Genomic DNA, 15,278 nt, shown 5'->3' with positions numbered 1-15,278 from the left:
TGCGCGGTCCCGACCCGGCACCCACCACCGCCGGAGCGGTGCGTCAGTTGCCCCGCCCCGGGCCCCACGGAAGGAAGAGACATGACCGAAAGGTGCCAGAGGGACACCCGTCCACGGACGGGCCCCCGAGCGCGTACGGCGATCGTTCTCGCCGCCGCGGCTCTGCTCGCCGCCACGAGCGCCGCGTTCCTGCCCGGCACGGCGAGCGCCGGGACGACCCTTGGCGCTTCTGCCGCGGAGAAGGGCCGGTATTTCGGTACGGCGGTGGCGGCGAGCAGGTTGTCGGATGGCAACTACACGACGATCCTCAACCGAGAGTTCAATTCGGTGACGCCCGAGAACGAGATGAAGATCGACGCGACGGAGCCGCAGCAGGGTCGGTTCAGTTACGGCGCCGCGGAGCAGATCGTGAACCACGCGCGGAGTCGGGGGATGAGCGTGCGGGGTCACACCCTGGCGTGGCACTCGCAGCAGCCGCCGTGGATGGAGAGCATGAGTGGCAGCGCGCTGCGGTCGGCGATGCTCAACCACGTGACGCAGGTGGCCACGCATTTCCGTGGTCAGGTCGTGGCGTGGGACGTCGTGAACGAGGCGTTCGAGGACGGCACCTCCGGTGCGCGTCGTAACTCGAACCTCCAGCGCACGGGCAACGACTGGATCGAGGCGGCGTTCCGGGCCGCGCGGGCGGCTGATCCGGGTGCGAAGCTCTGTTACAACGACTACAACACCGACAACTGGACGCACGCCAAGACGCAGGCTGTGTACAACATGGTCCGCGACTTCAAGTCTCGCGGTGTGCCGATCGACTGCGTCGGTTTCCAGTCGCACTTCAACAACGACTCGCCCTACGTGAGCAACTACCGCACCACGCTGTCGAGCTTCGCGGCACTGGGTGTGGACGTGCAGGTCACCGAGTTGGACATCCAGGGTGCCCCGGCGGCCACCTACCGCAGTGTGGTGGAGGACTGCCTGGCCGTGGCCCGCTGCAACGGCATTACGGTGTGGGGCATCCGCGACAGTGACTCGTGGCGTGCGTCGCAGACACCGTTGCTGTTCAACAGCAGCGGTCAGAAGAAGGCGGCGTACGACGCCGTGCTGGCGGCGCTGAACAACGGCACCACGCCGACCGACCCGCCCACCACTCCGCCCACCACCCCACCGACGACCCCGCCCAGCGGCAGTTGCACCGCGACGCTGCAGGACAGCACTCGATGGGGCGACCGGTTCAACAGCCAGGTGACCGTCAGCGGGGCGAGCAACTGGACCGTCGTGGTCGCCGTCACCCCGCCGCAGAAGGTCTCCAACACCTGGAACGGCAGCCCGACCTGGGACAGCAGCGGGAACGTCATGACCATGCGGTCGAACGGCAGCGGCAACGTCTTCGGCTTCACCACGATGGCCAACGGCACCTGGACCCGTCCGGTGGTGCGCTCCTGCACCGTCTCCTGAGCACCACCACACGCTGATGGGGCGGCGACGGATCCCGTCGCCGCCCTGTCATCTGTGCACCCGCAGGCAGCGGTGACATCCATGCCCGGCGACGTGGACGAGAGAGTCGGCCTCGCGACGGGGGAGCGCCCGCCAGGGGTCGGCGATGGCGGGCGCTCCTATCGCGGTGCCGAGCCTCGGCTGCCCGGCACCGCGACGGGTGTCAGACGGTCGTGCAGGCCGTGCCGTTGAGGGTGAACCCGGACGGTCGGCCGGCGTTGCCCGTGTGGGTCGCCTGGAAGCCGACGTCGACCGAGGTGTTCGGAGCGATCACGCCATGATCGACTCGGTTTGCCGGAAGGCGCGGTGTCCGGACCGGTGCGACACCCCGGTTTCCTGAAAGCCGTGTCGATCATGACGGGGCGCAGTCCTGCCACCGGTCAGGTTGGAGCACCGAGTCGAGCCAGCGCAGCTGCCGCCGGACGTGGACGGCCTCGCCGCCCTCGTGGCCGTTGAACGGGTAGACGTGCATCTCCCGCTCCGGCCGGACGGGCCTCCCGTTGCCGGCGCCGTAATGGTTGTAGGCGGCGAAGGCCGTGCGCGGCGGGCAGACGGTGTCACGTCGGCCCACCCCGAAGTGCGCCGGCGCCGTCGCACGCCGTGCGAAGTTCACACCGTCGACGTAGGACAGGGTGCGCCACACGGACTCCTCGGCCTCCCGCTGCACGGCCAGGTAACGCGCGATCTCGCCGTACGGCGCGGGTTCGCTGAGCTGGACGGCCCGTCGCATGTCGCAGAGGAACGGCGCGGTGGTCAGCACCGCGCTCAGGTCGGCGACCAGACCGGCCACCGCCAGGGCCAGACCGCCGCCCTGGCTGTTGCCGACCACGGTGACCCGGTCGACGTCGACCCCCGGCAGGGCGCGGACCGCCTCGACCGCCCGCACCGCGTCGGTGATCAGACGCCGGAAGTGGTAGTCACGCGGGTCGTGGATGCCCCAGGTGACCGGCGAGGGTCCGCCCGGCGCGCCGTGCGGGTCGGGGGTGTCCCCGGCCCCGTACTGACCCGCCTGACCCCGGTTGTCCATCAGCAGGTGCGCGTAGCCGGCCACGGGCCAGATCAGCCGCTCGTGCGGCAGGCCACGGCCGCGGCCGTACCCGGCGTACTCGACCACGGTGGGCAGCGGCTCGGGTCGATCGGCCGGGCGGGTGTACCAGGCCCGTACGGGGTCACCGCCGAAGCCCGCGAACGTGACGTCCCACGAGTCGAGCAGCCGCAGGTCGGTGGGCTCCGGCCGGACGTCGACGAGCACCGGTCGGGCAGCCGCCTCGGCGAGCGTGTCCCGCCAGAACCTGTCGAAGTCGTCGGGTTCGGCGACCTCGGGGGCGTATCGCTGGAGTTCGTCGGGGATGAAGGCGGAGTCAGACACGGGTCCTCGCAGGGGGCCGGGATCAGTGCGGATCGGCGGTGGGTGCGGTGCTCTCCCGGACGACCAACTCGGTCACCAGGTCGATCCGGCTGGTCGCCGGCTCGTTGCCCCGGGTCAGGTCGAGCAACATCTGGGTGGCGATGCCAGCCATGTCACGCAACGGCTGGTTGATCGTGGTGAGAGCCGGGTCGGTCCAGGCGGAGACGGGCAGATTGTCGTACCCGATCACCGAAAGGTCCTCGGGCACTCGGAGGCCGCACTGGCGTGCGGCCCGGAGCACCCCCATGGCCTGGATGTCCGACCCGGCGAAGATCGCCGTCGGTCGGGACGGCTGGCGTAGCAGTTGCAGCCCGTGGGCGTGCCCGGCGCCGGCGGAGAAACTGCCGTAGCGGACCAGCTCGCGGTCGACCGCTATCCCGGCTTCCTCGTGGGCCGACTGGAAGCCGGCGGCGCGGGCGCGGCTGCAGAGCACGTCGGGTGGCCCGGAGATGATGGCGATCCGCCGGTGGCCCAGATCCAGCAGGTGCCGGGCGGCGAGCAGGCCGCCGTTCCAGTTGTTCGAGCCGACGGTGGGCACGGAGGCCGAGGTCGCGCTGTCGGTGTCGACGACGACGAACGGTATGCCCTGGCGCCTCAGGTGCTGTTGTTGCGCCTCGGCCAGGTGGGAGAGGACGAACACCACGCCCAATGGTCGGTCGGCGAGCAACGCCTCCAGCCATCGCGCCGGCGGTCGGTGCGCGCCGTCGAGTTGGGCGACCGACAACCCGACGCCGGCCGCGGTGGTCACCGCCTCCACGCCTCGCAGGATCTCCATCGCCCATCCCGTGTCGAACTCGTGGAAGACGAGTTCGACACGTCCTCCGCCGGGCGAGGGCCGGCGGGCGCGGCGCTGGTACTGGTGGCGGTCGAGACTCGCCTCCACGCGGGCTCTGGTGCCGGGGGCGACATCGCCGCGTCCGTTGAGGACCTTGGACACCGTCGCGACCGAGACGCCGACATCGTTGGCGATGGTCGCGATGGTGGTGGAGGCGGGTGGGTCGAGCGGGCGGTGCTCTGTCATCGCGACCTCAAGCAGCATCCGAAAGTTTCGGCAGACCTTAACACGATCAGTCGGCCACACCAGCCGGTGCGACAGCCGGTCCGGCCGTAGGTGGGCCCATATATGGCGTGTGCGCCACGGAGTGCCATCGGCGGAGTCACTGTGTGCAGGATGCGGCCGTCGGACGTCCGATTGAGACTCTTGACACACATCGATGGGGACCTTAGGTTGCCGAAAAGGTTACGCGGATTTCCGGAAAGTTTCGGATCGTGAAATGTCCGCCACGGAACGGGTTCCACGAGGGCACGGGGACGTGGCCGGAGCTGAGGGGTCAAGGCATGAGTAGTCAGTTGCCCGGGGACAGCGACACCGCGCCGTGGCGCGATCCGCGGCTGACGCCGGCCGAGCGGGCCGACGCGCTCCTGCCGAAGATGTCGCTGGAGGAGAAGATCGCCCAACTCGTCGGCGTGTGGGTCGGCGCGGAGGCCACCGGCGAGGGTGTGGCGCCACACCAGTCCGACATGATCAGCGAGCTGCCGCAGTGGAGCACCGTCATCCAGCACGGGCTGGGCCAGCTCACCCGCCCGTTCGGCACCGCGCCGGTCGACCCGGTGCTCGGTGCCCGGTCGCTGGCGGCCTCGCAGGCGCAGATCGTGGCCGCCAGTCGGTTCGGCATCCCGGCGCAGGTGCACGAGGAATGCCTGACCGGGTTCGCCGCGTGGCGGGCCACCGTCTACCCGACCCCGCTGAGCTGGGGCGCGTCCTTCGACCCCGACCTGGTCGAGGCGATGGCCGACCGGATCGCGCGGTCCATGCGCGCAGCCGGCGTACACCAGGGTCTCGCCCCGGTCCTGGACGTCACCCGCGACTACCGCTGGGGCCGCACCGAGGAAACGATCGGCGAGGATCCCTACCTGGTGGGGACGACCGGTGCCGCGTACGTGCGGGGCCTGGAGCGGGCCGGCGTGGTCGCCACGCTGAAGCACTTCGCCGGTTACTCCGCCTCCCGTGGCGGACGCAACCTCGCGCCGGTGCCGATGGGCCCCCGGGAGTTGGCCGACGTCATCCTGCCGCCCTTCGAGATGGCGCTGCGCCACGGCGGCGCCCGCTCGGTGATGAACTCCTACGCCGAGATTGACGGCCTGCCCGTGGCCGCCGACCACGGGCTGCTGACCGGGCTGTTGCGCGACGAGTGGGGCTTCACCGGCACCGTGGTCGCTGACTACTTCTCCGTACGCTTCCTGGAGACCCTGCACGGTGTCGCCGACGGCCCCGCCGACGCGGCAAGGCTCGCCCTGCGGGCCGGGATCGACGTCGAGCTGCCCACAGTGGACACCTTCGGCACCACGCTGGTGGAGGCCGTGCGCCGTGGCGAGGTCGACGAGGCGTTGATCGACGGCGCGCTGCGCCGGGTGCTGATCCAGAAGATCGAGATCGGTCTGCTCGACGAGGGCTGGCAGGAACTGCCCGACGACGTGGCGTCGCTGCGTCTCGACGACGAGGCCAGCCAGGACGTCGCCGTACGCCTGGCCCGGGAGGCCGTCGTCCTGCTGCGCAACACCGGCGTCCTCCCGTTGCCCGTGGGCAACCGGGTCGCCCTGGTCGGCCCCGTCGCCGACGACCCGATGGCCATGCTCGGCTGCTACTCGTTCCCCAACCACGTCGGCGTCCACCACAGCGAGTTCGGGCTGGGCCTGGACATCCCCTCGCTGCGCGACGAGCTGGCTCGACGCGTCCCGCTGCTCAGCCACGAGCAGGGCTGCACCATCACCGGTGAGGACACCTCCGGCATCCCGGCGGCGGTTGCCGCGGCTGCCGCCGCCGACGTGTGCGTGCTCGCCGTCGGCGACCGGGCGGGGATGTTCGGTCGGGGCACCTCCGGCGAGGGGTGCGACGCCGCCGACCTGCGACTGCCCGGCGTGCAGGCCGACCTGGTCCGTGCCGTCCTCGCCACCGGCACCCCGGTCGTCCTGGTGCTGATGACCGGCCGCCCCTACGCGCTCGGCCCGGAGTTCGACGCCGCGGCGGCCGTCGTGCAGGCGTTCTTCCTCGGCCAGCTCGGCGGGCAGGCGCTCGCCGAGGTGCTCACCGGCACGGTCAACCCGTCCGGGCGGCTGCCGGTGAGTGTGCCCCGGGACGCTGGCGGACTGCCGAGCACCTACCTGGCACCTCCGCTCGGCCGGCGCAACAAGGTGTCCTCGATCGACCCGACCCCGGCCTACCCGTTCGGTCACGGCCTGAGCTACACCACCTTCGACTGGTCCGACGCCACAGTTGTCGAGCCGGCGGGTGGCACGCACGACCAGCCGGCGGCGTGGCCGACCGACGGCGAGGTGCGGGTGCGGATCACTGTCACCAACACCGGCGACCGGGCCGGCACCGAGGTGGTCCAGCTCTACCTGCACGACCCGGTCGCGCAGACCACCCGCCCGGTGGTCCGCCTGGTCGGCTACACCCGACTGCCGTTGGAGCCCGGCGAGGTGGCGCACGTGACGTTCGGCGTACCGGCCGACGTGGCGTCGTTCATCGGCCTGTCCGGTCGGCGGATCGTCGAGCCCGGCGAGGTCGAGCTGCGGTTCGGCCGGTCCAGCGGTGACGTGGCGGCGGCCCTGTCGCTGCGGCTGACCGGAGCCGAGCGCCAGGTGGGCCACCACCGGGAGCTGCTCACGTCGGTGCGGGTCGAGCCCCTCGTGGCCGTTCCGCAGTCCGTCTAGGAGGCGAGGATGACATCCACGTTGCGGCCACCGCCGCCGGCGCCGCCCCGGTCTCCGGCAGCGGCTCCCAGCCCTGCCCCGCGCTCGCCGCGCCGACGCCGAAGCTGGCGGCAGGCGCTGCGCCGGGACTGGCAGCTCTACTCCCTGGCCATCCTTCCGCTGCTGTTCTTCCTGGTCTTCCGCTACCTGCCGATGCTCGGGAACATCATCGCGTTCCGCCGCTTCAAGCCGGGCGGCAGCATCTTCGGCGAGTACTGGGTGGGGCTGCGGTACTTCCGGATGTTCTTCACCGACCCGACGTTCTGGGAGGTCTTCACCAACACCCTGGTGCTCGGGACGCTGACCCTTCTGTTCTGCTTCCCGCTGCCGATCGTGCTGGCGCTGCTGCTCAACGAGGTGCGTGCCCGCCGGTTCAAGCGGTTCGTCCAGTCGGTGTCGTACCTGCCGCACTTCCTGTCGATCGTGATCGTGGCGGCGATGGTCATGCAGTTGACCTCGATCGACGGCACGGCCAACCAGCTGGTCCGGATCGTCGGCGGCGATCCCGTGGCGTTCCTCCAGCAGGCGGAATGGTTCCGCACCATCTACGTCTCGTCCGAGGTCTGGCAGACCGTCGGCTGGGGAACGATCCTCTACCTCGCCGCCCTCACCACCATCGACGAGGACCTGTACGAGGCCGCCCGGATCGACGGAGCCAGCCGGCTGCGGCAGACCTGGCACGTGACGTTGCCGGGCATCCGGCCCACGATGGTGACCCTGTTGATCCTCAACATCGGCAGCTTCATGGCCGTCGGGTTCGAGAAGATCCTGCTGCTCTACAACCCGCTGACGTACCCGACCGCGGACGTGATCTCCACCTACCTGTTCCGGATGGGCTTCCAGTCCAGCAACTTCAGCTACGCGGCCGCCATCGGTCTCTTCGAGGCGGTGATCGGGCTGATCCTGGTCCTGTCGGCGAACCTCATCTCCCGTCGCACGGTGGGGACGAGCCTGTGGTGACCCTCGGCACGAAGCGCGAGGCCCCGAAGACGCGCGGGCCGGTGGACAGCCGGGGCTACCGGATCTTCCGGATCATCAACACGGTCGTCCTCATCGGCGTCGTGATCGTGACGCTGTACCCGTTCCTCAACATCGTGGCCCGCTCGCTCAGCGACGAGGCGTACATCCTCGCCGGGAAGGTGAGCATCATCCCGCGCGGGTTCGACGTGACCGCGTACAAGCTGGTGATGTCCGACTCGCTGTTCTGGACGAACTACCGCAACACCCTGGTGTACACGGTGGTCGCCACGCTCATCTCGATCGTGCTGACCACGTGCTACGCGTACGTGCTGTCCAAGCCGCAGCTCAAGGGCCGCGGGGTCCTCGTCGGCATCGCGCTGTTCACCATGTTCTTCTCCGGTGGCCTGATCCCCAACTACGTGCTGGTCACCAGCCTGGGAATGAAGAACACCATCTGGGCCGTGGTGATCCCCAACGCCATCAGTGTCTTCAACCTGCTGGTCATGAAGGCGTTCTTCGAGAGCCTGCCGACCGAGTTGGAGGAGGCCGCGGCGGTCGACGGGTTGAACACCTACGGCATCCTGCTGCGGATCGTGCTGCCGCTGTCGAAGGCGATCATCGCGACGATGGTGCTCTTCTACGCGGTCTCGTTCTGGAACTCGTGGTTCACCGCGTTCCTCTACATCGACCAGCAGGATCTGCTGCCGGTCACCGTGTACCTGCGCAACCTCATCGCGGGTGCCACCGACGCACAGCAGTCCGGCGCCGCCGACGCCGACGTCGTGCAGGCCGCGGCCACGCTCCAGGCCGTGACGATCGTGCTCACCACACTGCCCATCCTGGCGGTCTACCCCTTCGTCCAGAGGTACTTCGTCTCCGGCGTGATGCTCGGCGCGGTCAAGGGATGACGCCGGGCGCTGCATCGCATCACTTCCTTCACCCCCACCACCGAAAGGACGAGCCATGCTCCACAAGACGTGGCGCCGGGTGGCGATAGCCACCGCGGGTGTGCTCGCGCTCAGCCTCACCACCGCCTGTTCCGAGGACCCCGGCGAGTCGAAGGACCTCTCCGAGAACCGGGCCGGCGCGATGGCCAACTACGGCGTCGGCGACCAGTTCAAGGCCACCGAGGCGCTCTCCTTCTCCACGCTCTACAACAACCACACCTTCTATCCGCTCAAGGAGGACTGGCTGTTCTGGTCCGAGCTGACCAAGCGGACCAACGTCAAGATCGAGCCGGTCGCCGTGCCACTCAGTGACTACGAGCAGAAGCGCAGCCTCCTCATCGGCGCCGGTGACGCTCCGCTGATCATCCCGAAGACGTACCACCCGCAGGAGAACGCGTTCGTGTCGTCCGGGGCGATCCTCCCGGTGAGCGACTACCTGGATCTGATGCCCAACCTCAAGGACAAGATCGCCAAGTGGAACCTCAAGCCGGAGATCGACAACCTGCGGCAGTCCGACGGTAAGTTCTACCTGCTGCCCGGCATGCACGAGAAGCCCACGCAGGACTACACGGTGCTGGTGCGCACCGACATCATGCAGGAGCTCAACCTCGCAGTCCCGAAGACCTGGGACGATTTGTACACAGTGCTCAAGGCGATGAAGGCCAAGTACCCGAACGTCTACCCGTACTCCGACCTCTTCAGCAAGCCCAACCCGACCGGCGCGCTGCTCAACATCCTCGGCTCCGCCCACGGCACCCAGGCCGGCTGGGACTACCAGCACGCCACCTGGGACCCGGCGGCGAAGAAGTTCAACTACACCGGGGCGTCCGAGCAGTACCGGCAGATGGTCACGTTCCTGCACAAGCTCGTCGCCGAGGGCCTGCTCGACCCGGAGAGCTTCACCCAGACCGACGACCAGGCACGCCAGAAGCTCGCCAACGGCAAGTCCTTCGTGGTCACCGGCAACGCGCAGACCCTGGTCAACAACCACCGGCCCGACCTGGCCAAGACCCTGCCGAATGCGAAGATGGCCAAGATTCCGCTACCGATCGGCCCGGCCGGCGAGGTCAACCCGTTCCCCCGGCTGGAGAACGGCATCATGATCTCCGCGAAGGCCCGGGAGAGCAAGAACTTCGTGGCCATGATGCAGTTCATCGACTGGCTGTGGTATTCCGACGCCGGCTTGGAGTTCGCCCGCTGGGGCATCGAGGGCGAGACCTTCACCAAGGACGCGTCCGGCAAGCGCACGCTCAACCCCGGAGTCGACTTCCTCGGCCTCAACCCGAAGGCCCCCAAGCACCTGCAGAAGGACTTCGGTTTCCAGAACGGCGTCTTCGCCTACGGTGGCAGCCCAGACCTGGTGCGTGGGTTCTTCTCCCCGGAGGAGCTGGAGTTCCAGAAGGTGATGGACGCCCGCCCGCCCAGGGTGGTGCCCCCGCCCGCCCCGTTGACCGACGAGGAGCGCGAGCAGGTGTCGCTCTGGGAGACCCCGTTGAAGGACTTCGTCACCCAGAACACGCTCAAGTTCGCTCTGGGCCAGCGGCCCCTCACCGAGTGGGACGCGTACGTGGCCGAGCTGAAGGCGAAGAACTCCGAGCAGTACATCGACGTGGTCAACAAGGCGTACGAACGGTTCCAGAAGAACAACGGCTGATCAGCGGGAGATCCGGTCGGGCGGCGCACCCGCGGCCCGGCCGGACCTCCCGGCCACCACCGGCCGGTACGACGCGCGCGACCCACCGCGCTCTGCCGGTCGTCGGGACCGACCGGAAGGAGCAACAGTGAGCGGCACCGCCCAGGTCTGGCGACAGTTCGGCGACGGGCCGCTGTCGCGGATCACCTCCCGCGTCTACATCCTGCTCGTGGTCGAGCTGCTGCTTCTGCTCACCACAGTGCCCGGCCTGCTCCCACTGCTGCTGCTGGGTCGTGACCCCAGCAACCTGCCACTGGTCGCGCTGTTCCTCCTGCCGGTCGGCCCGGCGATCTCCGCCGCCCTGTACGCCCTGCGCCACCAGCGCCTCGACCTGACCGACCTGCGGCCCGCCGCCCTGTTCTGGCGCGGGTACCGGGCGAACCTGGCCGGCACGCTGCGCGTCTGGGTGCCGACGCTGCTGTGGCTGACCGTGCTCGCCCTGAACCTCGCCTACCGGGGTGCCGTCGGCCTCGGGGGCTGGTGGGTGGTGCCGCTGGTCCTGCTCGCCGTGGGAGTGACGCTCTGCGCGGCCAACGCCCTGGTGATCACTGCGCTGTTCGACTTCCGCACCCGGGACGTGCTCCGGCTGGCCGTGCACTTCCTCGTGCGTACCCCCGGTGTCCCCGTCGGCACGGCGTTGCTGCTGGCCGCGGCGGCCGGGATCACGGCGGTCTTCTCCGAGGCGGTGCTGGCGATGCTCGGCTCGGTCGCGATCCTCGCGTTCCTGCGCGTCAGTGACCCGATGATCCACCTGATCCGGAAGGAGTTCACCCCATGAGCCTGCCCGTCACCGCCAAGGTGCCCTTCGGGGGCGACTACAACCCGGAGCAGTGGCCCGAGGACGTGTGGAAGCAGGACCACCGTCTCTTCGACAGCGCCCGGATCGACCTGGTCACCATCGGCGTCTTCGACTGGGCGCTCGTCCAGCCCGCCGAGGGCGTGTGCGATTTCTCGCTGCTGGACCGGATCGTGGAGCGGGCCGCCGCCGAGGGACGCGGAATCTGCCTGGCAACCGGCACCGGGGCACACCCGGCGTGGTTGGCGAAGGCGTACCCGGAGGTCACCCGGACCGACTTCGAGGGCCGCAAGCACCGGTTCGGGCAACGACACAACTCCTGCCCCAGCTCCCCGGTCTTCCGCCGGCTCTCCGTCGAGCTGGCCCGCCGGGTCGCCCGCCGCTACGCCGACACCCCGGCGGTCGTCGCGTGGCACATCGGCAACGAGTACGGCGGCGCCTGCTACTGCGACCTCTGCTCGGCCGGCTTCCGGGCCTGGCTGCGCCAGCGCTACGGCACCCTGGAGGACCTGAACGCGGCCTGGTACACCACCTTCTGGTCGCACACCTTCACCGACTGGGAGCAGATCGAGCCGCCGTCGGCGCTCACCGAGCACTGGCGCGGGCCGGACCACACCGCGTTCCAGGGAATCACCCTGGACTACCTGCGGTTCTCCTCCGACGCGCTGCTGGCCAACTTCCTCGACGAGAAGACGGCCATCCGGGAGTCCAGCCCCAGCCTGCCGGTGACGACCAACTTCATGGGCATGTACCGGCCGATCGACTACCACCGTTGGGCCGCGCACCTTGACTTCGCCTCCTGGGACAACTACCCGCCGGACGACGAGTCGGCGGCCCGGATGGCGCTGACCCACGACCTGATGCGCGGGCTCAAGGACGGCCAGCCGTTCTGGTTGATGGAACAGTCGCCGGGCGTCACCGCGTGCCGGGACGTCAACCCGTTGAAGCGGCCCGGTCTCATGCGGTTGTGGAGTTGGCAGGCGGTGGCGCACGGCGCGGACGCGGTGCTGTTCTTCCAGCTGCGGGCCTCCCGTGGCGCGAGCGAGAAATACCATGGGGCTGTCATCGGCCACGCCGGTCGCTCCGACACCCGGGTGTTCCGGGAGGTCGCCGAGCTGGGCGCCGAGCTGGACCGACTCGGCGCGGCGTCGCTGGGCGCACGGACGCCGGCCCGGGTGGCGCTGCTGTTCGACTGGGACAGCTGGTGGGCGTTGGAGATCTCCGACGGGCCGTCCCGGCTGGTCCGCTACCAGCAGGTAGTGCTCGCGTACCACCGGGCGCTCTGGGACGCCGGCGTGGACCTGGACGTCGTCGCGGTGACCGCCGACCTGTCCGGCTACGACGTGGTCGTCGCGCCGGCCCTGCACATGCTCAAGGGTGATCTGCCGCAGCGCCTGGAGGCGGTGGCTGAGCGCGGCGGATCGGTGCTCACCACCTACCTGTCGGGCCGGGTGGACGAGAACGACCAGGCCTTCCTGATGGACGTGCCAGGCCCGCTCGGGCAGCTGATGGGTGTCCGGATCGACGAGTGGGACGCCCGCGGCCCGGAGGTGGTCAACCCGGTCCGCCTCGGTGGCGGCGCTGATCAGGTCGACGTCGAGGCGCGGCTGCTGTTCGAGCTGGTGATCCCGCAGGGCGCGCAGGTGGTCGGCACGTACCAGGCCGACTTCTACGCGGGCACTCCCGCGGTGACCCGTAACCCCTTCGGCGCCGGCGACGGCTGGTACGTGGCAGCCGGCCTGGACCAGACCGGGGTGTCCTGGGTGGTCCGACAGGTGCTCGCCCGGCACGACGTGCTCGGGCCCTACCCGGACACACCGGACCTGGAATCCGCCGTGCGGGTCGCGCCGGACGGATCGCGGCTGCTGTTCCTGCTCAACCACCGCGCCGAGCCGATCGAGGTGACCGCCCCGACCAGTGGCGTCGACCTGCTCACCGGTGACCGGGCACTGACCGGTTCGGCCCTGCGCCTGCCGGCGTACGGTGTCGTCGTCGTGCGGGAGGACGGGTGAACGCCGAGGAGTCCGTCCACCTGGAGCACCTGATGTTCGTCGAGGAACCGATGGAACCCCGCGAGCCGCGCGTCCACGCGGCCTGGCTGCCCCCGGAGGCGTTCCGGTCGCTGGGCGCGCGCCGCGTCCTTGTCCACGGTGACGGCCTGCTCGTCGACACCGTCCTGGACGAGGTCTCGCGTGCCTGTGCGCGCTACGGCGGACGGGTGTGGCACTCACCCTCCTGGGACGTCGACGTCGACCTGGTGCTCGCCCTGCGCGGTGCCGACGAGTTGCCCAGCCGGGCGGTGCAGGCGGCGCGGTCGGCGGCCGAGGCGGCGCTGACCGGGATCGGCGGTGAGCCGCTCGGCGACGAGGGTTTCCTGCTGGCCCGCGACGGCGAGGTGACAGTGGTGCTGGCCGACGCGCCCGCCGGCCTGCTGTACGGGCTGTTCCACGTGGTCCGGCTCTGCGCGGCAGCCTTCGATCCGGCCCGCCCGCCGGAGCGGCACCGGCCGGCGCTGCGCCGGCGGATGCTGAACCACTGGGACAACGTGGCCGTGCACCCGGTGATGGGCCAGGTCGAACGGGGGTACGCGGGCGGCTCGATCTTCTGGCAGGACGGCCGCCCGCGCGGCGACCTGGCCCGGGTCCGGGAGTACGGGCGGCTGCTGGCCGCCAGCGGTGTCAACGCGATCTCGGTGAACAACGTCAACGTGGCCCGGACGGAGGCGCTGCTGCTCACCGACCGGCTCGGCGACGTGGCCGAGATCGCGGACGTGCTGCGGCCGTACAACATCCGGGTGCACCTGTCGATCACCTTCGCCGCGCCCGTGGTCCTCGGTGGCCTGTCCACCGCCGACCCCTTGGACGAGGCGGTGCGGGTCTGGTGGGCGGCGACCACCCGGAGGGTGTACGAGCGCATCCCGGACTTCGGCGGTTACGTGGTGAAGGCCGACTCGGAGGGGCAGCCCGGCCCGTTCACCTACGGGCGAGACCACGCCGACGGGGCGAACGTGCTGGCCGAGGCGTTGGCCCCGCTCGGGGGAGTGGTGCACTGGCGGGCGTTCGTCTACAACCACCACCAGGACTGGCGGGACCGGTCCACCGACCGGGCGCGCGCCGCGTACGACCACTTCGCCCCGCTCGACGGGCGCTTCCGGACCAACGTGGTCGTGCAGGTGAAGTTCGGGCCGGTGGACTTCCAGACCCGGGAACCGGTCTCCCCGGTGATCGCCGCGATGCCCGCCACCCGGCTGGCGGTGGAGTTGCAGGTCACCCAGGAATACACCGGTCAGCAGCGACACGTCTGCCACCTCGGCCCGTGGTGGGGTGAGGTGCTGCGGTTCGCGCCGTGGGGGCCCGGCGGGCGGACGGTCGCTGACATCGCCGCGGGGGAGTCGGGCGCGGGCGGTGGTCTGGTCGCGGTCGCCAACGTGGGCGATGACCTCTTCTGGACCGGGCACCCGTTGGCGCAGGCCAACCTGTACACGTTCGGGCGGCTCACCTGGGATCCGCGACTGGATCCGCGGGCGGTCCTCGACGAGTGGATCGCGCTGACCTTCCCGCCGTCGGCGACCGCCGAACCGGAGCTGGTGGGGCGGACCCTGCACGAGATCATGGACGACTCGTGGCGCACCTACGAGCGCTACACAGCGCCGCTGGGCGTCGGTTTCATGGTCAACCCTGGCGACCACTACGGTCCCGGCGTCGACGGGTACGAGTACACGCGGTGGGGCACCTACCACTTCGCCGACCGCGACGGTGTGGGCGTGGACCGCAGCCGTGCGTCGGGCACCGGCTTCGCCGGCCAGTACCCGCCGTACTGGGCCCAGGTGTACGAGTCGCCGCAGAGCTGCCCCGATGAGCTGCTGCTCTTCTTCCACCACGTGCCGTACGGGCACGTCCTGCACAGCGGGTCGACAGTCATCCAGCACATCTACGACACCCACTTCGCCGGTGTCGAGGAGGTGGTGGCGATGCGACGGCGGTGGCAGACCCTGAACGGGATGATCGACCCGGCCGTGTACGAGAGGGTGGCCGAGCGCCTCGACGAGCAGGTGCGCTGTGCCACCGAGTGGCGCGACCAGATCAACACGTACTTCCACCGCAAGTCCGGGGTGCCCGACGAGCGAGGGCGGACCATCTACTGATCGGCACGACGGGGAGGCGCGGCCATCGGGTCGGGCCTTCCCGTGGTGTCTCCGGTAAGCCAGGTATGTTTCGAGAACGTCCCGGTAAT

10 protein-coding genes are annotated in these 15,278 nt (G+C 69.9%); 8 read left to right on the top strand and 2 right to left on the bottom strand.

The features are described from left to right. The first annotated feature begins 81 nt into the window (after positions 1-81). Positions 82-1,449, top strand: a complete 1,368-nt coding sequence (locus tag CLT68_RS24525; RefSeq protein ID WP_099854379.1) for a glycoside hydrolase family 10 protein — start codon at positions 82-84, stop codon at positions 1,447-1,449. Between the two features lie 391 nt (positions 1,450-1,840). Here the strand turns inward: CLT68_RS24525 and CLT68_RS24520 are convergent, their stop codons facing one another. Then, positions 1,841-2,857 carry an acetylxylan esterase gene (locus CLT68_RS24520; protein ID WP_099854377.1) on the bottom strand — a complete coding sequence of 339 codons (1,017 nt, stop codon included), beginning with the start codon at positions 2,855-2,857 and terminating at the stop codon, positions 1,841-1,843. Between the two features lie 22 nt (positions 2,858-2,879). Beyond that, positions 2,880-3,917, bottom strand: a complete 1,038-nt coding sequence (locus CLT68_RS24515) for a LacI family DNA-binding transcriptional regulator (protein ID WP_099857585.1) — start codon at positions 3,915-3,917, stop codon at positions 2,880-2,882. Between the two features lie 317 nt (positions 3,918-4,234). Between CLT68_RS24515 and CLT68_RS24510 the strand changes: the two genes are divergently transcribed. From CLT68_RS24510 to CLT68_RS24480, 7 genes are all read left to right on the top strand, one after another. Beyond that, on the top strand, positions 4,235-6,610 hold the full coding sequence (locus tag CLT68_RS24510; protein WP_099854375.1) for a beta-xylosidase/alpha-l-arabinosidase: 2,376 nt from the start codon (positions 4,235-4,237) through the stop codon (positions 6,608-6,610). A 9-nt stretch (positions 6,611-6,619) separates the two neighbouring features. Then, positions 6,620-7,609, top strand: coding sequence for an ABC transporter permease (locus CLT68_RS24505; protein WP_088948629.1), 990 nt, complete (start codon positions 6,620-6,622; stop codon positions 7,607-7,609). Beyond that, a complete protein-coding gene (locus CLT68_RS24500; RefSeq protein ID WP_099857583.1) occupies positions 7,606-8,517 on the top strand; it encodes a carbohydrate ABC transporter permease in 912 nt (303 codons plus the stop codon). Before CLT68_RS24505 ends, CLT68_RS24500 begins: the two co-directional genes overlap by 4 nt. A gap of 55 nt (positions 8,518-8,572) precedes the next feature. Continuing rightward, on the top strand, positions 8,573-10,210 hold the full coding sequence (locus tag CLT68_RS24495) for an ABC transporter substrate-binding protein (RefSeq protein ID WP_099854374.1): 1,638 nt from the start codon (positions 8,573-8,575) through the stop codon (positions 10,208-10,210). Between the two features lie 127 nt (positions 10,211-10,337). Next, complete coding sequence (locus CLT68_RS24490; RefSeq protein WP_099854372.1) at positions 10,338-11,027, top strand: DUF624 domain-containing protein; 690 nt, start codon at positions 10,338-10,340, stop codon at positions 11,025-11,027. Continuing rightward, positions 11,024-13,057 (top strand): beta-galactosidase, encoded by a 2,034-nt coding sequence (locus CLT68_RS24485; protein WP_099854370.1) that lies wholly within the window; start codon positions 11,024-11,026, stop codon positions 13,055-13,057. Before CLT68_RS24490 ends, CLT68_RS24485 begins: the two co-directional genes overlap by 4 nt. Further along, positions 13,054-15,189 carry an alpha-glucuronidase gene (locus CLT68_RS24480; protein ID WP_486482298.1) on the top strand — a complete coding sequence of 712 codons (2,136 nt, stop codon included), beginning with the start codon at positions 13,054-13,056 and terminating at the stop codon, positions 15,187-15,189. The genes CLT68_RS24485 and CLT68_RS24480 overlap by 4 nt, the downstream gene beginning before the upstream one ends. Positions 15,190-15,278 lie beyond the last annotated feature (89 nt).

The sequence above is a fragment of the Micromonospora sp. CNZ299 genome, assembly GCF_002754415.1.
This window is presented reverse-complemented; position numbering and strand designations above follow the sequence as displayed.